Annotated in this window: 20 protein-coding genes and 1 riboswitch; of the genes, 18 read left to right on the top strand and 2 right to left on the bottom strand. The window is 32.9% G+C overall.

The window, feature by feature from the left end; translation table 11 throughout:
- Window positions 1-8: 8 nt before the first annotated feature.
- The 18 genes from B5X47_RS03445 to B5X47_RS03360 all read left to right on the top strand — a co-directional run bounded on the left by B5X47_RS03445 (window position 9) and on the right by B5X47_RS03360 (window position 21,132).
- Window positions 9-2,078 (top strand): DUF5693 family protein, encoded by a 2,070-nt coding sequence (locus B5X47_RS03445; RefSeq protein WP_079588804.1) that lies wholly within the window; start codon window positions 9-11, stop codon window positions 2,076-2,078.
- Entirely contained in the window at window positions 2,071-3,174 is a 1,104-nt protein-coding gene (csaB, locus tag B5X47_RS03440) for a polysaccharide pyruvyl transferase CsaB (RefSeq protein ID WP_143215745.1), read from the top strand. The genes B5X47_RS03445 and csaB overlap by 8 nt, the downstream gene beginning before the upstream one ends.
- Window positions 3,175-3,189: 15 nt before the next feature.
- Complete coding sequence (locus B5X47_RS03435) at window positions 3,190-3,945, top strand: WecB/TagA/CpsF family glycosyltransferase (protein WP_079588802.1); 756 nt, start codon at window positions 3,190-3,192, stop codon at window positions 3,943-3,945.
- Between the two features lie 133 nt (window positions 3,946-4,078).
- On the top strand, window positions 4,079-6,457 hold the full coding sequence (locus tag B5X47_RS03430) for a Lon protease family protein (RefSeq protein WP_079588801.1): 2,379 nt from the start codon (window positions 4,079-4,081) through the stop codon (window positions 6,455-6,457).
- 262 nt (window positions 6,458-6,719) lie between these two features.
- Window positions 6,720-6,840, top strand: a riboswitch (molybdenum cofactor riboswitch).
- A 46-nt stretch (window positions 6,841-6,886) separates the two neighbouring features.
- Complete coding sequence (locus tag B5X47_RS03425; protein WP_159446386.1) at window positions 6,887-8,083, top strand: S-layer homology domain-containing protein; 1,197 nt, start codon at window positions 6,887-6,889, stop codon at window positions 8,081-8,083.
- A 73-nt stretch (window positions 8,084-8,156) separates the two neighbouring features.
- A complete protein-coding gene (locus B5X47_RS03420) occupies window positions 8,157-11,573 on the top strand; it encodes a two-component regulator propeller domain-containing protein (protein ID WP_079588799.1) in 3,417 nt (1,138 codons plus the stop codon).
- A 24-nt stretch (window positions 11,574-11,597) separates the two neighbouring features.
- On the top strand, window positions 11,598-12,419 hold the full coding sequence (locus B5X47_RS03415) for a molybdopterin-dependent oxidoreductase (protein ID WP_079588798.1): 822 nt from the start codon (window positions 11,598-11,600) through the stop codon (window positions 12,417-12,419).
- A 13-nt stretch (window positions 12,420-12,432) separates the two neighbouring features.
- Window positions 12,433-14,010, top strand: a complete 1,578-nt coding sequence (locus B5X47_RS03410) for an FMN-binding protein (protein ID WP_242950991.1) — start codon at window positions 12,433-12,435, stop codon at window positions 14,008-14,010.
- Between the two features lie 29 nt (window positions 14,011-14,039).
- The gene (locus B5X47_RS03405; RefSeq protein ID WP_242950990.1) at window positions 14,040-15,185 is read left to right on the top strand and encodes a 4Fe-4S binding protein; all 1,146 of its coding nucleotides are present in this window, start codon (window positions 14,040-14,042) and stop codon (window positions 15,183-15,185) included.
- 10 nt (window positions 15,186-15,195) lie between these two features.
- A complete protein-coding gene (locus tag B5X47_RS03400) occupies window positions 15,196-15,681 on the top strand; it encodes a hypothetical protein (protein ID WP_013362311.1) in 486 nt (161 codons plus the stop codon).
- A gap of 28 nt (window positions 15,682-15,709) precedes the next feature.
- The gene (locus tag B5X47_RS03395) at window positions 15,710-16,264 is read left to right on the top strand and encodes an ECF transporter S component (RefSeq protein ID WP_041487197.1); all 555 of its coding nucleotides are present in this window, start codon (window positions 15,710-15,712) and stop codon (window positions 16,262-16,264) included.
- 9 nt (window positions 16,265-16,273) lie between these two features.
- Window positions 16,274-17,308: an alkaline phosphatase family protein gene (locus B5X47_RS03390; protein ID WP_079588795.1), complete on the top strand. Its 1,035-nt coding sequence runs from the start codon at window positions 16,274-16,276 to the stop codon at window positions 17,306-17,308.
- A gap of 1 nt (window position 17,309) precedes the next feature.
- On the top strand, window positions 17,310-17,831 hold the full coding sequence (locus tag B5X47_RS03385; RefSeq protein WP_079588794.1) for a molybdopterin-dependent oxidoreductase: 522 nt from the start codon (window positions 17,310-17,312) through the stop codon (window positions 17,829-17,831).
- Window positions 17,828-18,475: an energy-coupling factor ABC transporter ATP-binding protein gene (locus tag B5X47_RS03380; RefSeq protein ID WP_079588793.1), complete on the top strand. Its 648-nt coding sequence runs from the start codon at window positions 17,828-17,830 to the stop codon at window positions 18,473-18,475. Before B5X47_RS03385 ends, B5X47_RS03380 begins: the two co-directional genes overlap by 4 nt.
- 35 nt (window positions 18,476-18,510) lie before the next feature.
- A complete protein-coding gene (locus B5X47_RS03375; RefSeq protein WP_159446385.1) occupies window positions 18,511-19,152 on the top strand; it encodes an energy-coupling factor ABC transporter ATP-binding protein in 642 nt (213 codons plus the stop codon).
- The gene (locus B5X47_RS03370; RefSeq protein ID WP_079588791.1) at window positions 19,139-19,867 is read left to right on the top strand and encodes an energy-coupling factor transporter transmembrane component T family protein; all 729 of its coding nucleotides are present in this window, start codon (window positions 19,139-19,141) and stop codon (window positions 19,865-19,867) included. The genes B5X47_RS03375 and B5X47_RS03370 overlap by 14 nt, the downstream gene beginning before the upstream one ends.
- A gap of 12 nt (window positions 19,868-19,879) precedes the next feature.
- Window positions 19,880-20,542, top strand: coding sequence for a molybdopterin-guanine dinucleotide biosynthesis protein B (mobB, locus tag B5X47_RS03365; RefSeq protein ID WP_079588790.1), 663 nt, complete (start codon window positions 19,880-19,882; stop codon window positions 20,540-20,542).
- On the top strand, window positions 20,518-21,132 hold the full coding sequence (locus tag B5X47_RS03360; RefSeq protein ID WP_079588789.1) for an RIO1 family regulatory kinase/ATPase domain-containing protein: 615 nt from the start codon (window positions 20,518-20,520) through the stop codon (window positions 21,130-21,132). Before mobB ends, B5X47_RS03360 begins: the two co-directional genes overlap by 25 nt.
- 130 nt (window positions 21,133-21,262) lie before the next feature.
- Here the strand turns inward: B5X47_RS03360 and B5X47_RS13765 are convergent, their stop codons facing one another.
- A complete protein-coding gene (locus tag B5X47_RS13765) occupies window positions 21,263-21,439 on the bottom strand; it encodes a hypothetical protein (RefSeq protein WP_013362302.1) in 177 nt (58 codons plus the stop codon).
- 543 nt (window positions 21,440-21,982) lie between these two features.
- Window positions 21,983-22,561 carry a 5-formyltetrahydrofolate cyclo-ligase gene (locus B5X47_RS03355; RefSeq protein ID WP_079588788.1) on the bottom strand — a complete coding sequence of 193 codons (579 nt, stop codon included), beginning with the start codon at window positions 22,559-22,561 and terminating at the stop codon, window positions 21,983-21,985.
- Between the last annotated feature and the right edge of the window lie 16 nt (window positions 22,562-22,577).

Here is a 22,577-nt window from a genome sequence, read left to right as displayed (position 1 = left end):
GTAACATTATGAGGGTAGAAAGAATACTTGCGATATTTCTAGCACTTGGACTTATCGTATCATCATTCATATTATTTGATAGAATGAAAGTTGAAAATGGTTATAAAACCTATGAAATAACTTTAGATTACAATGAAATGCTTAGATACTCAAGTGAAGCTGAGCAGGACATGGAAAAATCACTTAGAGACTTTAAAGAAGCAGGAGTAGCTTCTGTAAACATAGGTGAGGCTACTATTAATTCTCTTAAAATGAATGAAGATTTTAAAATTAGAACTAGCTTTGAAGGCTACGATTTAGTTATAGCTGGAGAAAATGAAGGGCTGAAGTTCATTGAAGCTGGGCTAAAGCAGGTACTTAAAGAATCCAGAAAAATGACATATAGAGATGATAATACCTTAGTAATTGAAGGAAAGCCAAAGGATATGGCTTTTGATTCAACAGTTGTAAGAGATTTTGTTGGCAATAAAATCGGAGCTAGTACAATCGGTCAAGCATCTAAGCTAGAGTACACAGGGCTAGGCTTCTTAGAAGACGAAATTAAGCTAGCTAAAGCTTCGGGACTAAATGTGCTTTTAAGACCAGTATATATTGCAGATACACAAGATGCTAAAAAATCCATAGATAGGTTTATAGATTCTATAGATAAAAACAACCTAAAGCAAACATATGTAATTTTTGCTGGAGAGCAAGTAATCGGAAGCGACGAAGAGCTAGATTATCTTGCTAAAACTCTGTACGATAGAAACATTTCAGTTGGTATGATAGAGGCTTCAGTTCAAAGAGAGCATCTAGAGACTATAGGGCTTCAGCCGTTGGTTGAAAAAATGGATTATAAAGCTATAAGAGCGTTTACTACATGGCAGTTCATACAAAAAAGATTTGATTATGGAATACCTATGCACCACAACGGAGAAGAGATAGTAAATACTTTTTATAGAGCAATTACTGAGAGAAATATAAGAATTATATATTTTAAACCATTTATTATGCCAAACAGCAAGGCTGTAACTGATATGAAGATATATAAGGATAGACTTGATGATTTGCAGGAACGCCTTTCTAAAACTCACGATATAAAACCAGGTGAAGTACAGCCTATGGAGCCGCTAAGAGCAAGAAGAAGCATGCAGATGATTGCGGCGATTGGAACCCTAGCTGCGGCATTTATAATGCTTGAAAATATTATTAAATTAAAAAGAAAGCATTTACTTTTAGGGTTTATGGCATCAGCTGTTTTAACTGGAGGAATATATGCGGCAAATATTAAGCTGGATTTAGTTAATAAGCTGTTTGGGCTGCTTGCAACTATTGTATTCCCATCGCTAGCTATAATTTGCGTTCTCGCTATAATAAAAGATATTCTGGCAAAAGATCAAAAGGTTAAAACCTTCCAAGCCTATGCAAGAGGACTTATAGTTCTTGTGCTTGCAATAGCGATATCTCTAATAGGAGCGATATATGAGGTAGCCTTCTTTGCTCAGAGCAAGTATCTTTTAGAGCTAGATATTTTTAAAGGGGTAAAGCTTTCTCAGGTAGCACCTCTAGCAATAGCACTTGTAGCTTACATGGCTTATTTTGGCTACAGCCGAAAAGATAAAGACAATTACCTACGAGTAAATGAAATAAAAGAATTTTTGCTAGGAAATATTAAAATTTGGCAAGCGCTGATAGTAGGGGTACTACTTGGAGCAGTAGCTCTTTTACTGCTTAGAAGTGGACATGAATCAAATGTTGAGCCTTCATCTATAGAATTGCTTGGAAGAAACATGCTGGAGTTATTTTTACCAGCTAGGCCGAGAAACAAAGCCTTCTTATTAGGCTATCCAGCGCTTATTTTATTTGTATTTTTAGCCTTTAGAAAAAGATTTATTTGGAGCTTTCCTGCATTTGCCCTTGTTGCAGCTATTGGGCAGAGCAATATTTTAAATACCTTTTCCCATATTAGAACTCCTATTTATATCTCATATCTAAGAGTCAGCTATGAGCTTGCTATTGCAGTTATAACAGGAGCTATATTTGTACTTTGTGCAGATTTATTTATCAAATTCATGGAAAAGGTCAAGAAAGATGCATAAGATACTCATATCTGGTTATTATGGATTTAATAATGTAGGCGACGAAGCTATATTAAAAGGTTTAATTGAGGGAATAAAAAGGGTTGAAGGGCCGATAGATATCGTAGTTTTATCTCAACATCCTGAGTTTACAAGTAAAAAACACGAGGTAAGATCTATCAAAAGAACTAATTTGCTGCATATTTTTAAAGAAATGAAGAACATGGATCTCCTTGTAAGTGGAGGAGGTTCACTGTTTCAAGATGTAACGTCAAAGAGGTCTATTGCTTACTATATAGGTATAATATGGTTTGCTAAAAGACTATTCAAGAAAAAAGTGATGATATACTCTCAAGGGATAGGCCCAGTTAACAAGAAGTATAACAGGTGGTTGCTTGGGAAAATATTGAATTCCATAGACTTCATAAATGTACGAGATGAAAAATCTAAGCTTGAACTAGAGAGCCTCGGTGTGACTAAGGAAATTTTAGTTACTACAGATACTGTTTTTGGAATATCTAAACCACCATTAGAAATGGGAAAAGCTGTACTTGAGAAAAAAAGTAAGATAAAGGGAAAGTCATATATAGGAATATCAGTAAGGCACTGGAAGACAGGGAATAATATAGCAGAAGAAATGGCAAAATTATGTACTGATATAGTTCAGGATATGGACTGCGTACCTGTTCTTATTCCTTTTCATTTTTACAAAGACTTAAAGCTTATGGAAAGCATCCATAAAAATCTCAATAAAGACATTAAGGACAAGGTAGTTATAATAGATGAATATCTTTATGTAGAAGATTATTTGTCTCTTATTGGAAATATGGATATCATGGTCGCTATGAGACTCCATGGCTTGATTTTTTCTGTTCTTATGGGTGTTTATCCAATTGGGATATCATATGACCCTAAGATTCAAAGCTTTCTTCATATGATGGATAGAGAAGATGCAATGGAAGTAGAAAATTTAAATGCTGAAATGCTGTATAAAGAATTAAAGGATGCTTTTATAAACAAAGAAGAGAATACTATAAAGCTTAAGGAATATCAGAATAAATTTATTGAGCTTGCAGATACACACAATCACAAAGTATATGATTTACTATCGCAGTAACGGAGGAAGTTCTAAATGCAAAGAATGAGGATTTTGGGAGTTTCTATTGATAGGGTAGATATGAAAGAAGCTGTTTCAAGAGTAGCAGAAGCATTAAAGCTTAATAAAAAGTTTTTTATAGTAACCCCTAACAGTGAAATAGTAGTCAACGCAAATAAAGACAAAGCTTTATTTGAAATAATTAAATCTGCTGATATGGTGGTTCCAGATGGAATCGGGCTAGTGCTTGCATCCAAGATAATGAAAACACCACTTAAAGAGCGTGTTACAGGGATTGATTTAATGGATAATCTCTTGATGTTTTCAAGTGAAAATGGCTACAGCGTTTATCTTATTGGCGGAAAAGAAGGCATAGCTCAAGACGCGGCAGAAAATATAAAAATCAAGTATCCTAATATAACAATTGCTGGGACGCATCATGGCTATTTCAAAGGAGAGCATACTGGAAATGTAAATCATCCTGATGAAAAAGAAGTTATAAATCATATTAATAACGCAAATCCTGATTTAGTATTCGTAGCTTTGGGAGCTCCTAAGCAAGAAAAATTTATTTCCTATAACCTAAATAAGCTAAATGCTAAAGTATTTATGGGAGTAGGAGGAAGCTTAGATGTATATGCTGGTACAGTGAAAAGAGCACCAGAATTATATCAAAAGCTCGGACTAGAGTGGGCATATAGAGCAATAAAAGAGCCGTGGAGAATTAAGAGACTTGGAGCTATACCTGTATTTGCACTAAAGGTGCTTATAAAAAAAGATAAGCCTATGTAGCTAATATAGTTAGAAATAGACGACTTCAGCATCGTCTATTTTTTTATGCTTTATTTAGGTAATTTTTGATTTAATCAAAGCGTAAAAGGGGTAACTATGGTTTAAGGACTCATTTTATAAGGGGGAATCAGCCGTGCCAGTAGATATTTCAAAATGGAGATTAGAACCTAGGGATTTAAAATTAAAATACAATATGGATGATTTTGATTTTAAAAGCACTCAGGATTTAAAGCCTTTAAAAGGGATAATAGGCCAAGAAAGAGCAGCAGAAGCTCTAAACTTTGGACTGAAAATGAAAGCAAAGGGCTATAATATATTTGTAGCAGGTATAAGCGGAACAGGGAGAAGCAGCTATACCTATTCGATGGTTTCAAAAGTTGCTCAGACAAAAAAGAACAACAAAGATTATGTCTATGTCTATAACTTTAAAAACCCAGATGAACCTAAGGCAATCAGCTTTCAAGCAGGAGAAGCAAAGCATTTTCAAAAGGATATGGATACAGTAGTAGATAAGCTTTACGAAGAGATACCAAAGGTATTCACCTCAAGAGAGTATGAACTTAGAAATAATGAAATAGCACAGAAATATGAAAGAATGGGACAAAACTTAATTGAAGAATTAAATGAGTTTGCGAAAGATAGAGGTTTCTTTTTTCAGCAGGGAAATCAAGGACTGCTTACTATTCCTTTAAAGGAAGATGGTAGTCTAATGAGTGATGAAGAATATAACAACCTTTCTGAAGATGAGTTTGCAAGATTAAGAGATAAGTCTCAGGACTTAAATAAAGAAGTAACTGAATATATGAACCGAATGAGAAATCTAGAGCAAAAATTAAGAGAAAAAATAATTGAGCTAGATAGAAAAACAGGAGAGAGAGTTATTTCATTTTTCTTTGACGATATAGTAGAAAAATACAGCGCCAATGAAAAGGTAATCCTGCATATTAACGATTTAAAAGAGGATATGGTCGAGCACATTAATAAATTTAAGGGACAACAAAAAGCCTCAGCGAATCCATTTTCTATTCAAAAGGAAGATCCAAAAAAATTCTTCGAAAGATATAAAGTAAATCTTTTTATAGATAACTCAGATAGAATAGGAGCTCCTATAGTAAATGAAACCAATCCTACCTACTATAACTTAACAGGTATGATGGAATATAAAAATGAAATGGGCTTCTTAACAACGAGCTTTATGGATATAAAACCAGGCGCACTTCATAAAGCAAATGGAGGCTTCTTAATTTTAAATGTGAAGGATTTATTCTCTCATCAGTTTGCTTGGGAAGGTCTTAAGCGTTCGTTAAAAACAAATAAAGTAACAATTGAAACTCTTAATAAGCAATATGGCTATATAGTAACAGCAACCTTAAAGCCAGAGCCTATTGATATGGACTTAAAAGTGATTCTTATAGGAGATTATTACACCTATAGTGTTTTATTTTCTTATGATGAAGACTTTAGAAAGCTATTTAGAATTATGGCAGATTTTGATGTGGAAATGCAAAGATCATCTGAGAATGTATATAAATTTGCACGTTCTATCGCCACTCAGTGCGAAGAAAAGGGTCTAAAGCATTTTTCAAAGGAAGCTGTCGAAAAGGTTGTTGAGTACAGCTCAAGACTAGCTGACAGCAAGGATAAACTAAGCTCAAGATATAACCAGCTAGTAGAAATACTATATGAAGCTGATGCACTTAGTGATGAGACTAGTGTATTTGTTACCGCTCAAGATGTACAAAGAGCAATAAATGCAAAGAGATACCGTAACAATAAGTATGAAGAAAAGCTAAATGAAATGTATGAAGATGGAACGCTTCTAATAGATATAGATGGAGAAAAAATAGGACAAATAAATGGACTTGCTGTCATGGGAACAGGAGAATATTCATTTGGAAAGCCTGCAAGAATCACAGCATCTAGCTATAAAGGCAAGGCTGGAATAATAAACGTAGAAAGAGAAGTAAGAAGAAGTGGCTCTAGTCATGACAAGGGAGTTCTCATTCTTTCGGGCTATATAGGTGAAAAATATGCTAAGGAAACCACTTTATCAGTTACAACATCCATAACCTTTGAACAGAACTATTCAGGTATAGATGGCGATAGTGCATCCTCTACTGAGCTTTATGTTATCCTATCAAGCATAGCTCAAATACCAATAAAACAGTATATAGCTGTAACTGGCTCTATCAGTCAGAAGGGAGAAATTCAGCCTATAGGTGGAGTTAATGAAAAAATTGAAGGCTTCTTTGATGTATGTATGCTAAAGGGTCTAACTGGAAACCAAGGGGTTATAATTCCAAAGCAAAATGTCAAGAACCTCATGCTCAAAGATGAAGTAGTAGAAGCAGTCCAAAAAGGAGAGTTCCATATATATTCTATTTCTAATGTAGAGGAAGGACTAGAAATATTAACAGGACTAAGCCATGATGAAATCGAAGAAAAAATTCACGAGGGTTTAAAGTACTACGAAGAAAAAGAAGAAGCTAAGGATAGTGAAGATGAAGAATAATTGATTTTATGCTCTCATATTATATTAATTTAAATTTTAGATTAATATAATAGTATTTCAAAACTATGCCCAAAATATAATATGAAATAAACCTCCGGAGAAGGTAAGTTAATTTAAAATTGCTTATATTTTTGGAGGTTTTTTCATATAATAAATAAGATTAATTGTAAAAATAAGTTGTTATATAAACAAAGCTAGAAAGAAAAATTTTTAGAAAGTTCTGTTATTTACACTGGTTGATAAGTATGTTAAAATATTATTCAATTAAATAAATCTCCGAGCATTTCAACCTGTGGATTTTTAAATTTATGGTTGCTGTGCCGATAGGGTTTGATTGGAAACAATCAGGCCTCCTGATGGAAAGGAGAATATCATGCGCAAAACAACATTCCATTAGGCATGCTGTTTTTTTGTGCGTGCTTCCTTAAAATGCTTGAAGATTTACTTGAAAAAAAGGAAGAGGTGTATGTAAAAATGTTTGGGAAAAAGATGAGATTTGTAACAAGTTTTTTGGTGCTAGTAATGTTGATAGCTCAATCAGCAGTATTTGCACAAGGGGGAGACAAGGTCGCTGTAGAGCTTACAGGAGTGGGGCTGAAAACTGAATTAAAGCTTACGCTAGAAGATTTAAAGGCAATGCCTGCAGAAGCTCAAATCGAAGATGAGTACATTTATAATAGCAAGACGGGAGAGAAATCTGCTAAGGTAAAAGGGGTTAGTCTTGATTATGTGCTAAAAGAAAAAGCAGGTGTAACTGCAAATGATGCACAGGTTTTATTTACAGCATCAGATGGATATGCAATAGATCCTCAATCACTAAAAGATATTTTTAATCCAGAGCTAAAATATGTTTTAGCTTATGAAGTTGACGGCCAAAATATCAATAATGATGACAATGCTGACAGTGAAGAAATAACAGTTTATAGGAAAGTAAAAACTGCAGGAGAATTTGGGACTGTATTCAAAATGGTTGTTAATATTTCTGTAGGAGAGGCTATTGAAACCTCTAATATTCCAGAATCAAGTACTACTCCAGAATCAAATACTGAAGAAACACAAGCTATAGTGTTTAATGATATAACTAATGAGTATAAATTTGCAGAAGTAGCTATTCAAGAGCTTGCTAAAAAAGGAATTATAAATGGAATGGGTGAAGGGAAATTTAACCCAGAGGCTAGCCTTACGAGAGCTCAAATATGCACGATTATGGTTGCTTCTTTAGGATATGAACCTAAAGAATACAAAGGTGGATTTACAGATGTAGATGCCAGTGATTGGTTTGCTCCTTATGTTCAAGCAGCTGTTGATGCAGGATTATTCACAGGATATACAGATGGTTCATTTAAGCCTGAAAAAGCTATAATCAGACAAGAAATAGCTGTAGTAGCAGGAAAAGCAGCTGTAAAATCTGGAGTCGTAGCTGAAGCAAAAATGACTAAGTTTGTAATGGAAAAGTCAAAATATGTAGATAAGGATATGGTTCCTGGATGGGCAGGAAATTCTATAGCATGGCTTGAAGCTCAAGGGGTTTTTGAAGGCATTGCAACAGAAAACTTTGAACCAGCGAAAGTTGTCAATAGAGCAGAAGCTGCATCTATAGTCTATAATACTTTATTTAAAAAATAATAACAGTCTAGAATTAAGTAAATGAGCGATAGCAACAGCTTTCGCTCATTTGCATAGGTTGGGAGAGATAAGTATGGATAAGAGAAAGTTGAAAGGCTTAAGTTATTTACTTACATTATGCATGATTTTTTCTTTGATGGTATTTAATCCTATATCTGCGGAAGGCTTAGCTACAGAGCTATTAATTACTGGCAGTGGAATTCATAGCGAAGTCAAAATAACATCATCTGACTGGTCTAAGTATAAAATGACTGAAAGATTTTATTCTACCAATAATAGTTTAAGTTTTCATAAGATAGTTAAGGCAAAAGGCTATGATTTATTTGATTTAATAGGAAAAACCAATTTAAAAACAGATAAGGATTACACAGTAAAATTTACTTGTGCAGATGGATTTGAGTTTAATAAATCAGTAAGTGAGCTACAAAATACATATTATTCAAGTGATTTTACAGAAGCTAAAAGAGTAAAAGTATCACCAATGATTGCTAGATATACAGCAGTTTTAGCAGATTTTCCAAAGGATAAATTTAAGCCACCAGTAAGTTGGAAAGATAGAGCTCTTACAGATAGTGATTTGGATAAAGACTTTCCAAAACTATTGTTTGGGCAAACAAACATAGATGATATGAATATGTCTAAGTGGGGAAAAGAAGTTGTAAAAATTACAATAGGAGAAGAATCTACATTAGAAAAGCCAGCAATAAAATCCACATATAAGCATATAGACTATATAGGAGCGCCTTACAATGTCGATGCTATATCTAGTGCAACATTTACAGTAGAGGGGCCAGCTGTTGAGGGATATAGAGCTATATCGCTCAGACAGATAGAAGAAGATTCGAAAGGTCAAAGAATAGTCACAACCTTTGAAAAAATAAAGAATAAGATTGTCAAAAACACATATGAAGGAATGAATGTTAAGCACTTGATTGACAACTATGTAAAAGTAAAGCCTAATGCAGGAAATATTGTGTTCAAAAATAAATCAAGGCAGCCAATTCTTACTGTACCAATTTCTGAGGCAGATAAGTATACAGTATCCTATGGTATCAATGGAGTACCTCTTGTCTATTTAGATACAGATGTTGGATTTAAGCCTGATAAATACAACGATAATGGCTGCTTCAAACTTATTTATAAGCAAGAGAGCGAAGATGCAAAGGAATTTTCTAATGTTGCATATATGTATGTTGAAGAAAAAGATGCAAAAAATATTTATGAGCATACTTATTCTCCATATAATGACACCAAGTACACGGACTATGAAATTGTGATTCATGGCAATAAGATGAGTAAAGAGGTAAGGTATAAAGTGTCGGATTTAGAAGCCATGAAGGATATTCAGTTAGAAATGGAATATAGTTTATCAAATAGCGAATATTTTTGGTATTACAATAAGTATAAAGGTGTTACTCTATGGGAACTCTTACTTAAAGCTGGAATAGATCCAAATATAGATGAATCCACTAGTATTCAATTCATAGCAGCAGATAATTACAATTTTGCGCCTATGACAATTAAAGAAATAAAGGATAGTTCACTCTATGGATACTACGAAAAGCAGGCTATGGATAAAGGTGACGGAAGCTTTGATGGAAATCAGGTTAAGCCGTTAAACTCTGGAATGCCAGTGCTTTTAGCATATGGATTCAACGGATATCCATATGTCACTAGACCTACTGATAGTGGATATAATGCAGGCCTAGGAAATGATGGTGGACCACTAAGAATAATTTTTGGAAAGACCAACTACAATGACACTAATGGTTCAAATCAAGTACAATTTCTAAAAGAAATTATTATTGGTGGAGGAAAATCTATATCTACAGATATAAAAAGTAGCATAGAAGGAAAAGCAAATCATAAAGATGTGACTGCAGGTGATTCATGGAGTCATAATCAAAATGGATATGATGAATATCTAGATAAGCCAGCACTTAGAATTACTGGGTCTCAGATAAAACAGCCAGTTACTCTTACTCTAAGGCAGGTTGAAGAAATGAAGCAGTACGCTATTAGAGATATATATACAGGAGACGGAATTAGAGAGTTTGAAGGAGTAGTTCTTTGGGATATGATATCAAAAGCAGTAGAGCTTAAGGATGGAGTTAAGTCACCAAGTATAAGAGTGTTTAGTGGAGAAAGCTACAATCAAATTCTACGAAGCACGGACCAGGTTATAAACGGAAGTGTTAATTCCAAGGGAGAGCTAAAGAAAATATTACTTGCTTATGCAGTTGATGGTTATCCTCTTGTTCCAAATGAAGGAAGTACAGGCTATATTAACAACAATGCTTATGGTCCACTGAGATTAGTAGTTGAAGAAAGTAAATCTATGTGGGTGAAATGGGTAGACTGTATCGTAGTAGGAACGGGAGATTATGAAGCTCCAGAAATGAAAGATGTTAAGCAACTCAATTTTGGAACCGCAAATGATTCTGCTTTAGCAAAAAACGAAACTGATAATAATATATGGAAGCTGTATAAAAATGACACGGGAAAAGAATTACCAGAAGCTAGTGTAAGATGTATGGAGATAGACAAGGATGGAAATCTTTGGGTAGGAACTAACAATGCAGGAGTAGCGATAAAGACCCCCAAAGGAAGTTGGAACAATCTTACAAAAATTACAACTGACAATGGAGGAGAAGTAACTGTCGATATTTCTTATGCTATAGTACAGCGTGAAAATGGAGAACTTTGGATGGCTCTTGGAGGAGCTCAAACTCCACAGGGAATACTAGTTAAAAGTGGGGATAGTTGGAAACTTCTAAATACTGAAAATTCTTTACTTCCTTCGAATTTTGTCCAAGAATTAGAGCTAGATGGTAAAGGTGGCATGTGGATAGGAACAGGAAGTGGAGCAGTATATATAGATAAAAATAATTTATGGAAGGTATATACTAAGAAAAATGGATTGATTCTAAGCTCTGTGGATGCTATTGAGCCTGATGACAAAGGTGGTGTATGGATAGGGTTTTATCCAGATACTATAGGAGATACTGAAAATCCTAAATATATAGGAGGCTATCAGTATATTGATAAAACAGGAAAAATCACTACGTATACTGACTTTGAGAATAAGTCTTTTGGAACAAACTGGGTAAGGAGTATTTCAATTGACAGTGAAGGCAGTATATGGATAACTAGATCAGGAAATTATCCAGGGCAAGGACATGCAGAAATTGATTACATTAAAAATGGAGTAAAAAAAGTATATAAGGCAAAAGATTTATTTCCTGACATAGCTTCAGAAGATGATATAAGAGCTATACAAGCAGATAAAAAACATAAAGGAAGATTATATATAGCAACTCATAGAAGTGGGCTACTTGTAAGTGAAGAAGTAGGTAAAATTCTAAAAAAAATAGATTCGACAAATACCTTTCCAAGTAGACAATGGGATAATATTTATTATATTGATGTAGACAAAGACAGTATTTTTGTAGGAAGTAATGGAGGAGCAGCTATTTCGTCAGAAGAATAAACCTTTTAAAGGAGGCTAGCAAAGATGCCATCTAAATCAAAACGTATACTAGCATTAATTTTATTGCTTGGGATATTAATGCTAGGGGGATGTACTTCAAAAGAAAATACAGAGCAATCCGTGGATGTATCTACGCAAACTGAAAATACTAAGTCAAAAGATGAAGACATAAAAGTTAATGGAGAAGATGACAGTGCTAGTAATATTCCTGAGGAAGAAATTTCTCAGGAATTAGCTTCCAATGTTAACAAAGAGGATTCTGAAGAAAAATTAGAAAGTTCTAAGGAGCCTAAGCCAATTCAAGCACCAGAAAAACAAGAAAATAATGATATAGCAGAAACTAATTCAGCAGAACCTAGCTTAGCAGAAGTTCAAAAGGTAGAAGAAAAAGCAGAAGCAAATACTTTAAAAATACAAGGTAATATCGCAAACAAGCTTAATCTAACCTTAGCTGAATTAAAATCGATGAATGATATTATTTTTGAAGATGAATTTTATTCATTAAATAGTTTCGGAACAACAGGTCATACCTTATTTAAGGGAGTTAAGCTGTGGAGCTTGCTAGAACAAAAAGCAAAAATTTCTCCAAATGCATCAAAAATTACTTTAATTGCCACTGATGGATATAGTATGGAATTTACCGTGAATCAGGTAAAAAAATTAGATTATATTGATGAAACCAATCCAAATAAAAAATTTCCCATGATTATAGCCTGGGAAGAAAAGGGAATAGAATATGATGTCGCAGATGGACCACCGTATAAGCTTATAGTAGGCCAAAAAGAAGCAGGCGATGTAAATAAGCCTCAGTGGGTTTCTAATATTGATAGAATAATAGTTGAGTAAGGTAAGTGATAAAATGAAAAACAGAAAATTTTATATAATAATTTTGGGGATAATACTTGCTGTAATTGGGTGCTCATTTATTCTAAACAATACTGCGTCGCAGGAAAAATTAAAAATCAAAGCGTTTTATCCTGAGGCTCAAAAAATCAAATTAGTAAAAGATATAGCTGATGATACATTTGTTTCTCTTAATTTACCAGCTGTAAAAAGAGCATATGAGGTAGATGGAGTAATAAAGGCTTTTGTAGTTAGTTGTGTTGGGTATGTTGGCCCAATTGAAGTATTGGCTGCCTTAGATGACGAGAGTGATGAACTCAAAGGAATAGAAATACTAAATCACAATGAAACAGTTGGATATGCTGAGCATGTAGAAGAAAACTGGTTTTTAGAAAGATTTAAAGGTATAGGGGCAAATAAATATTTGAATCTAGTCGTACTAGATAAGGAAAAACCTGAGGACATAATTCAGGTTACGGGTGCTACAGTGAGCTCACAGGCAGTTGTTAATGCAGTAAATGCTGCAATAGGAGCGTATCAATATAAAGTGCGTGGCATAGAAATGGAAAAAGTGCCTGATGTAGTTTCACAAGAAATTTGGGAAAATGATGTCAATAGCTTTGTAATTAACTGGGATGGTGGTTCTCAAAGAATTGATACCAAAAAGCTAAAAGATTTTGAACAGCTCGATATGAGTGTAGTATTAATTAATACTACAGGAACCAAGACTCCTATGAAAGTAAAAGGACCGAGCCTTAGAACTATTCTAGAAAAGCAAGGGCTGGATTTAAGCAAATTTGAAGGAGTGGGCATCACAGGCAGAGATGGCTACTATACCATGATAGACAGAGAAAAGTTAGAAGCAAATGAAGTTATTTTGGTCTGGGAAGTAGATGGAAAGGAATTAAAGGAAGAAGAAAAGCCTGTTAGAGTTGCACTGCCAAATGAGATGGGGCCTTACTGGGTGAAAATGGTTTCGAGTATAGACTTATATGAACAAATATCTCCTAAGGAGGTAGATAAAGTCTATATGTTTGATGCTTTAACAGGAGATATAGAACCATACTATTATGAGTATTATGGAAGCAAAGACAAATCTATTGAGATAGGGAAAATCCTAAATAAGTTTGATTTTGTGGATGAAAAAGGCTTTTTTACCATGGCGGCTTCTGATGGACTGATAAAAAATGAAACGATTTCTATAGTGAGACAAAGGTATTTCATTAAAGTTGATGGGGAAAATGCACCTATGAACATAGCTCCAAACTTTAAACTTGGAATGAATGTAAAAGAAATGACTCATTTTTCAACTACAAAGGATGCAGTAATCTTTCCCAAAAGCATGGAAAAAGTTGTTAGAACAAAAGAAATACAAGGACAGCAGGGTTTGTTCCTTGAAGATGTACTAATTACTTCGGGAATGATATGGGAAGAAGACATAGCTTTGAATGTAGTCAATATAGATGGTTCTGAGATTTTATTAGATTTAAAAGAGCTTTCAAATTACTATATTACTTACAAAGATAAAAATGTGTATTTATTTCATAAAGATACTCAGTTAATGGAGAATGTATTAAGGATAGAAAAGCGATGAGATTAAAAAAGCGTAGCCTTATTCAATTATTGATAACTTCTTTTATTGTTTTAAATTTTGTAACCTATGGTTTATACATAAATGATTTTATTGATTTTAAATTTCTATCTATAGGCGATTTAAATCCTTATGGTGGATGGAGCGCTTTAAAATCCTCATTTACAGAGGTAACATATAGGCTTAGGGGAATAACAAAGTCGATTGCACTTACAATTTCAATTGTAGTTACTGCTACTTTATTTGGTAGAATTTTTTGTGGATATATTTGTCCCATAGGTGCTATGCAGGATTTTTTTAAATCCCTTGGAAATAGATTTGGAATCAAAGAAAAGAAACTTCCAAGAAGTAAGTTTTTTGTTCCTGAAGTTATTAAATACTTCATACTGATATTAATATTGATTCTAAGCATTTCTGGATTAGGGCAATACATTTCAAAGCTTTCAGTATGGCTAGCCTTTGCTAATATCTTCGTAGGAATAAATCTACAAATAGGAACATTTTTATTAGTTTTAATCATAATAGTATCTTTAATTTATAAAAGAGTATTTTGCAGGTGTTTATGCCCACTAGGAGCTATTCAAGGCCTTCTTTATGCCATTGGACCTCTAAAAATTAAAAAAGAAAAAACCTGCAATGGATGCTCAAATTGTTTTTTAAGCTGCCCTGTAGATATTACCACTAGTGAAGCAACTTATATATCGCCAGAGTGTATAAACTGTCTTAGCTGTATGGAAAAGACGTGTTTAAGGGATTCTTCAGGCTACTTTGTAAGCTTTGCTGGGAAAAAGCTGAAAAATAGCACTTATTTAGCCATAGGTATAGGCTTAATGCTTTTCACATATTTCTGTCTTCCGGCAATTCCATTACATGAAGAGTATTCAGGAGCTATGGATTTAAAGGGAATAAAAGATGGAAGCTACAACGGTATTGGGGCAGGGTTTGGAGGAAATATTAAGGTTAGGTTGACTATAAAAAACCAGAAAATAAATAAAATAGACATTATAAGCCATAATGAAACTCCTGGATATTATGAAGAGGTTTATAAAAATATGACAGTTCAAATTATTGAAACTCAAAGTTTAAATATAGATGGTGTAAGTGGAGCGACAGTAACTAGTAGAGCTTTTATAAATGGAGTAAAAAGTGGACTTAGTCAAGCTTTGGATAAAGAATAAGAGGTAAAGTATGAAATTCAAAAAAATTTTAATTCCTTTGCTGCTAATAATAATTATTATTTTTATATTTAATCTAACAAAAAAAGAAGAAGCGTCCATAAATATATTAATAAATGAAGAAGATATAATCATAAAGAGTGAATATATATATAACCATCCAGAGACAGTTGTATTTCCAGCGGTAGTGAGAAGTAGTGGAAAAAAACCAGAAGAAACTGAATATAAGGGTATCGAAATCAATTTATTATTCTCATCTTTAGGGATAGATATTACAAAGATGAAGAATATTACTTTTAATGCAACTGATGGATATCGGATAATTTTACCACTTGAAGAGATAATGATGCCAAGGAATGTATATCTGACCTTTGAAAGAGATGGAGAATATCTAAAGTCAAAAAAACAAGGTGGAAACGGTCCATTTCAACTAATAATAAGGAAAGATTCATTTAGTCAGCGCTGGATAAAACATGTGGATGAGATTATTCTAGAGTAAAATCAAATAAATGATTATAGAGGTATTTATGAATAGAGAAAAAAGCTTATTAGGAAATTACACAGTTTTTGACCTTGTAATTATAGCAATTATCTCTTCTCTAGGGATAGCAACAAAGCCAATTATAGTGCCCCTAGTCCATATTCTTACAGGACCTTTATTTATACCAGGAGGTGCTATTGCTGGAGGATTTTACATGCTTTGGATTGTTCTAGGAATTGGATATATAAAAAAAATTGGAACAGGGACACTTATAGGTGTTGTCCAGAGCATTTTAGTAATAGCAAGTGGAGCTATGGGTACGCATGGAATTATGAGTATTATTTCATATACTTGCCCAGGGATAGTTGCTGACCTTGTATTTCTAGTATGCAGGGACAAAAAATATACTGTTATGCATTATATTTTTGGATGTATGGCAGCGAATATAACTGGTACAGCTATTTCTAATTTACTATTTTTTAGGCTTCCTTCTACTGTGCTACTGCTTTTATTTTCAAGTGCAGCTTTATCGGGAGCTATTGGAGGGCTAATAGCATCAAATATCGTCAAAAGCTTAGAAAGTATGAAGTTGAATATATAGAGGTGTACAATGAGGATAGCTAAGATAATTGTACTAGTAACATTAATAATTTCGAATTTATTTCTTGTGGGCTGCGGCTCTGAATCTAAATTACAAAAGAATAACTCTTTGGAGCTAAATGGAGTAACTGTATTTAATAAAGATGAGAACTTGGTTAAAAATTATAGGCCAAAAGAAAAAATACATTTTAAAGAACTGGTTAAAGAAAGTAGTGAGTATATTTCAATAATAACTGGAGATGGTTCTGTAAGAAAAACTACAGCTGATATTTATCTCTCAAGTGATTCAAATGGAGTAAATATAACCTATAAAGATAAAATAATAAGTGATGTTGTAGGCATTTATTTACATGATAATTTGTACAGTATAAGGGATGCTTTTTACGATGCAAAAGAATATTTGGATTCTGAGGAAAAAGTAATGGTGATATTGCTTGATGGATTCTCGCTTAATCAGTACAACTATGCAAAAGAGAACAACTATATAGAATATATTAGCAAGTATTACAGAAATGAAGCTTTGAGTGTATATACACCGGTTACGAATGCGGGGTTTGCTGCCATTATAACTGGTGAAAATCCCAATATAAACGGAGTTCATGATAGAAGCTTTAGAAGTATGAATGTAGATAGTATGTTTGCTTATGCTTTGAGCAAGAAAAAGCAAGCGATACTGCTTGAAGCCGATATAAAAATTCTAGATACTGAAATCGAACCCAAACTCCATGTTGATTCTAATAATGATAAAAATATAGACGACGAAATATTTGAAACAGCAAAATCAGTAGCTAAGGATGAGTACGATTTGATATTTGTACATTTTCATGGAATTGACGATAGAGGGCATGCTTACGGGCCTCAAGCTTTAGAAACCATGAATTATATAAAGCAAATCGATGGATATATTCAAGAACTTAGTAGCATCTGGAATGGACCAATAATATTGACAGCAGACCATGGGATGCATAAATTTGAAGATGGTGGAAGTCATGGAAGCTGTATACAAGAAGATATGCTAGTACCTTATTTTAAAAAGGAGCAATAAAATGCACAAAAAAAACTTCGCTGTAATTTGTATATTTTTGTGCCTATTCGTGGCCGTTTGGATATCTTTGAAATTGAATCAGCCAAATATCGAAGAGCAAAAAAAATTATTAGAAAACGCTGAGATTCTGCTTTTGGCAAATCAGCAGGAATATTTGATAGGATTAAATGACTTGATGGAGATAGGAGAAGAAGAGTTTACCTCAGTACTAGATACATCTTCTACCAATCCAACAAACCATAAGTATACTGGTGTACAGTTGAAAAATATATTATCCCATTACCAAATAGATTTAGATGAAAGCTCGGCTTTAGTACTTAGTGGAATGGACAATTATTCAGTAGCCTATACTACTGAGGAGATACTTAAGAATAACCATGTTTATATTGTTTTTAAAGAGGATGATAGCTATCTGGGAAGTAAAGAAAATGGAGGAAGAGGCCCTTACGAATCTATAGTAGTAGCTGATGATTTTAGCAACAGAAGATGCAAATGGCTTACAAGAATCGAGTGTGTAAAATGATGGCTATTAAAATTCTGAATTTAAGCTTTAAGTATAAGGACTCAAAAGAGTATATACTAAGCAATCTATCTATAAATATAAAAGAAGGAGAAATAACTGCAATTTTAGGAGAAAGTGGCAGTGGGAAAAGCACCTTATGTAAGTGCATCTGTGGTCTTATTCCCAAACTATATCAAGGAGATATTTCAGGAGAAGTGCTGTTGTTTGGGGAAAATATAAATAATATAGCTCTAGCTGAAGTTGCTTCTAGAGTTGGCATTATATTTCAAAATCCATCAACTCAGCTATTTTCACCCACTATTGAAGATGAACTGGCATTTGGGCCAGAGAATTTATGTGTAGATAGAAATGAAATCGGAAAGAGAATAGACGAAATCCTTAAACTAATAGATATGCAAGCATATAGGTATGATAATCCAAATAATTTATCAGGAGGCCAACAGCAACTTATTGCAATGGCATCAGTTCTGATGATGAAGCCTAAAATACTAATATGTGATGAGATTATGTCATGGATTGATGAAGAAAAAAAAGAGGTTATTAAAGATATACTTGTTAAGTTAAAGGGAGAAGGAACAACAATAATTATGGTAGATCATGATATGGAAAATATAAAAATTGCAGATAATATAATATATATTTAGGGATGATTATGGATAATCTAATTGAAATAAAAAATATGAAATATCAATATCATAAAGATAAAAAGCTATTTGAAAAATTTTCTTTGCAATTAGATTGCAAAAGGACAACGGTTATCACAGGGAATAATGGTTCGGGAAAGACAACCTTGAGCAAGCTTATCATGGGAATTTTAAAACCACTTGAAGGAGATATTATTTTATTTGGAGACAATTCGAAAAACATGACTCTTTCTGAAATAGGTCAAGGTATAGGATATGTCTTTCAATATCCAGAAAGACAGCTTTTTACTACTTCTGTGATAGATGAGCTTACCTTTGCTCAGCTCTTAAAAGGAGAAAAAAAGGAAGCGGTGATGGAAAAGGCAGAAGAAATGATAGAACTATTTGCTTTAGAAAAAGCAAGAGACGTTTATCCATTTTTTTTAAGCTATGGAGAGAAAAAAAGGCTTGCTATAGCTTCAGCTTTAATGAGCAATCCAAAATATCTTATTTTGGACGAACCCACAGCCTCTCTAGATAAAGATAAAATTATAAACCTTTCTATGATTTTAAATAAGCTTGAAGAAAAAAATGTTGGAAAACTTATCATAACTCATGACAAAAATTTTATAAAAGAGCACGGTGAGCGCGTAATCCACTTGGATGGGGGTCGAATTGTAAAGGATGAAGCAAATTAATATAGATCCAAGAACAAAACTTGCAATAGTTGCTCTATTATCAACTTTGGGTTTGATATATAAAGATTTGCTAAGCTTAGTAATTATTTTGTCTGTAGCAATTCTAATAGCCTTAGCTTTAAATAGTAATTTTATTTCAGTAGTATCAAGACTAAAAAAATTGCTAGGACTAATTCTTGTTATAGCAATAATACAAAGTATATTTATAAAGGAAGGCAATTCAGTAATAAGTCTAGGGAGTGTAAGTCTCTTAACTGATATTGGGATTATGAAAGCTACAGAATTTATTTTAAGGCTAATGATAATAATCGTATCATCAGTAATACTTACTACATCAACGAGCAGAGAAATAATACAAGCATTGATACAGATGGGACTGCCCTATGAAATTGCCTTTATGGTATCTATTTCAATTAGATTTTTGCCACTATTTAAAGATGAGATGAGAGATCTGGTAGTTGCTTTACAGCTTCGAGGAATCGACCTAAAAAAAATAAAGCTAAAAGAAAAACTGCTGACCTATAAATATTTGCTTTTGCCAATTACGGCAAATTCAATCCTAAGGGCAAGAGAGCTTGCAACTGCTATGGAAATGAAAGCTTTTAGAGCATATCCTAAAAGGTCTAGCTATAAAATACTTAAAATGAATAAAATTGATTATTTAATAATTACAATAAGTTTAATAGGAGCTTGGACATTTATCATCATTTTTTAAATGAGGTGTAATATGAAAGTAGTATCGGTCATAGGTATAACAGATTCAGGAAAAACTACAACGATAGAAAATATTATTAAGGAACTCAGATTAAGGAACTATACGGTAGGAACTGTAAAGGAAATCCATTTTCATAACTTTAAGATGGATGTAGAAGGCACCAATACAGATAGACATAAAAAAGCTGGCTCACAGCTAGTTACAGCAAGAGGAGAAAATGAGACTGATATTTTGTTTCAAGAGAAATTGAGCCTAGCTAAAATTCTATCATTTTATAACCATGATTATGTAATTTTGGAAGGAGTCAGGGAGAAATCTATTCCTAAAATTTTAACAGCTCACAATATAAATGGAATTGAAGATAGGTTGGATGAAACTGTTTTTGCTATATCAGGCAGAGTATCTAGTGAACTTGATATGTATAAAGATATACCTTCAATAAATGGAATAACTCATATTCAAAAGCTCGTTGATTTAATCGAGAAAAATGCAATTGAATTTTTTCAAGATAAAAAAGAAGCGAGATATAAGGTTGTAATTGGGGGCAAGGAAGTTAATATATCAGCAGAATTACAAGAGCTGTTATGTCATACTATGCAAGTTATGACAAAAGAGTTAGGCTTACATATAGAGAATGAGGATACGGGTATATGTATACGAAAACGAGACTTATAAGTAAAAAAAATCAAGTACATAGAGTTATTGAAGATGGAAAGAGCTATATAGAAAAAATATTTTATGAACCTAAAAATATGGAAATTGAAATTGAGATATTAGAGCTTTTGAATAAAAAAGGGTGTAATGTTCCAAAGATAATTAAAGCTTATAAAAATACTCTGATACTAGAAGACTTGGGAGACGTTACTTTATTAGACTGGTATGAAAAAGCTGAAAGAGAAGATTCTAAGAGCTATGAAGCTATGCTTAAAAAGCTGAGCCAATGGATGAAAGCTTTTTACTTTGTCACTAAAAATTATTATAAAAATGACATTATGCTTGGGGATGTAAATTTTAGAAACTTTATTATAAAGGAAAATGAAGTTTTTGGTATAGACTTTGAAGAGGTGAATCAAGGTAATGTGGAAACAGATATAGGCAATTTACTGGCTTTTGCTATGACATATTATCCTGAAAGTAAGTGGAAAATTGATTTTTCGGATAAATTAATGCAGATATTATTAACAGACCTGAAATTGAGTGAAGAAGTTGTCATAAGAGAAAGCGAGAATGCACTTATTAGAATCAAAAACAGGCGTTCAGTTTAGAATAATTTTTTTTAATAGAGGATAAAGGCTATTTAAATTAAAGCTTGCTTATTTGCCTAGTAATCACAGTAAAAAAAGGTAGCAAATTAATGCTACCTTCTTTCTGTAACTACCAACTTCTCTTTTTAAATTAGAAGCGATGTGTTAAAAATGTCGCTTGATGAATTCTTTGTTGTTCAAGAATTTCATTCATTCTTTTTTCATGCTTATATATTTTTTCTAGATTTTTTTCATCCTTCGCTCTTTTTGAAATTTTTATATCAAATCTTAATGAGCTTAGTGAAAAAGCAACGTTCATAGATGACATGTAGTATTCCTCCTCATATTCTTTCTTTTAAAAATTGATTGACTGGCTTGATAATTAATACCTTGCTTCTTAGTGACAAATGAATTCATCATCTCATAGTCACCCTTTTAACAAATAATGTAATGCTCATAATACTAACACTCCTTTCGTTTATTTATATAAAAATAAAAAGACCATAGCTTTGCTTGGTCTTTTTTGACATGGTAAGCCACACAAGTAATTCTCATGTGGAAAAACACATAAAAAGACCGCAGTAATATAGACTGCGGTCAATATAAACATAAATTCACAATAGAAAATTCATTCTAAAGTCTATCTATATAAAGACAACAGTACTATAAAAATATAAAGTTTTGATTTCGCTGTAGACGTTAGTTTTAATCATTTTTACAGTACCTCCCTCTCAAAATTATTTTCTACACTGAAAATTATATTGCATAAATATTAGCTTGGCAATACTTTTTTATAAAAAAATTGTAAATTTAGAATATTTAATCAAACTGTAATTATCTACTAAAAATATCCAAATTATGTAATACTTTGTCAAATAGATCCATTTTCAGTAATTACATAATCCATTTGCTTATCATGCTCTTCCTTTGGTATTTTATCAAAGATTTGAACATCAAAAGCCAGTGCACAGGTTAATGCATCAGCTCGCAGCTTTTCGATGAAGGTATCATAATATCCTCCGCCGTATCCCATTCTATACTTATCCTTTGAAAAAGCGACACCTGGGGTTATAACAAAATCTATATCAGCTGGGGAGACTTCTTTTATTGATTCTTTTTTTGGTACTCTGATATTGTAAAAATCTAGTTCCAAATCATCTGATAGACTTTTAATTTCTGAAAGCAGTAATGTTCTAGTGCCTTTAATTGAGATAGGAACAACCACTTTTTTACCTTGCTTAAAGAGATTTTCAATCAATTCATCAGTGAGAACTTCGCTTCTGAAATTTAAGTAAACCATCACAGTATTAGACTTTTGATATGAATCTAGATTTTCAAGATGTGTTTTTATTAAAGCAGATTTTTCCTGTATTTCTTCTGCTCTTAAGGTATTACGCTTATCTAGAGCCATTTTTCTAAAAGCCTTTTTATCATTTAGCAAGTTTTCCAATTTAAATCCTCCTCTT

This window comes from Acetoanaerobium noterae, assembly GCF_900168025.1.
GTDB lineage: Bacteria > Bacillota > Clostridia > Peptostreptococcales > Filifactoraceae > Acetoanaerobium > Acetoanaerobium noterae.
Note: the sequence above shows the minus strand (reverse complement) of the source record. Positions and strands in the feature narration are given on the sequence as shown.

Excerpts from the sequence above, each read along its gene's own strand:
- B5X47_RS03445 (WP_079588804.1), top strand. The coding sequence starts at position 9 with ATGAGGGTAGAAAGAATACTTGCGATATTTCTAGCACTTGGACTTATC.
- csaB (WP_143215745.1), top strand. The coding sequence starts at position 2,071 with ATGCATAAGATACTCATATCTGGTTATTATGGATTTAATAATGTAGGC.
- B5X47_RS03435 (WP_079588802.1), top strand. The coding sequence starts at position 3,190 with ATGCAAAGAATGAGGATTTTGGGAGTTTCTATTGATAGGGTAGATATG.
- B5X47_RS03425 (WP_159446386.1), top strand. The coding sequence starts at position 6,887 with ATGCTTGAAGATTTACTTGAAAAAAAGGAAGAGGTGTATGTAAAAATG.
- B5X47_RS03420 (WP_079588799.1), top strand. The coding sequence starts at position 8,157 with ATGGATAAGAGAAAGTTGAAAGGCTTAAGTTATTTACTTACATTATGC.
- B5X47_RS03415 (WP_079588798.1), top strand. The coding sequence starts at position 11,598 with ATGCCATCTAAATCAAAACGTATACTAGCATTAATTTTATTGCTTGGG.
- B5X47_RS03410 (WP_242950991.1), top strand. The coding sequence starts at position 12,433 with ATGAAAAACAGAAAATTTTATATAATAATTTTGGGGATAATACTTGCT.
- B5X47_RS03400 (WP_013362311.1), top strand. The coding sequence starts at position 15,196 with ATGAAATTCAAAAAAATTTTAATTCCTTTGCTGCTAATAATAATTATT.
- B5X47_RS03395 (WP_041487197.1), top strand. The coding sequence starts at position 15,710 with ATGAATAGAGAAAAAAGCTTATTAGGAAATTACACAGTTTTTGACCTT.
- B5X47_RS03390 (WP_079588795.1), top strand. The coding sequence starts at position 16,274 with ATGAGGATAGCTAAGATAATTGTACTAGTAACATTAATAATTTCGAAT.
- B5X47_RS03385 (WP_079588794.1), top strand. The coding sequence starts at position 17,310 with ATGCACAAAAAAAACTTCGCTGTAATTTGTATATTTTTGTGCCTATTC.
- B5X47_RS03380 (WP_079588793.1), top strand. The coding sequence starts at position 17,828 with ATGATGGCTATTAAAATTCTGAATTTAAGCTTTAAGTATAAGGACTCA.
- B5X47_RS03375 (WP_159446385.1), top strand. The coding sequence starts at position 18,511 with ATGAAATATCAATATCATAAAGATAAAAAGCTATTTGAAAAATTTTCT.
- B5X47_RS03370 (WP_079588791.1), top strand. The coding sequence starts at position 19,139 with ATGAAGCAAATTAATATAGATCCAAGAACAAAACTTGCAATAGTTGCT.
- mobB (WP_079588790.1), top strand. The coding sequence starts at position 19,880 with ATGAAAGTAGTATCGGTCATAGGTATAACAGATTCAGGAAAAACTACA.
- B5X47_RS03360 (WP_079588789.1), top strand. The coding sequence starts at position 20,518 with ATGTATACGAAAACGAGACTTATAAGTAAAAAAAATCAAGTACATAGA.
- B5X47_RS13765 (WP_013362302.1), bottom strand. The coding sequence starts at position 21,439 with ATGTCATCTATGAACGTTGCTTTTTCACTAAGCTCATTAAGATTTGAT.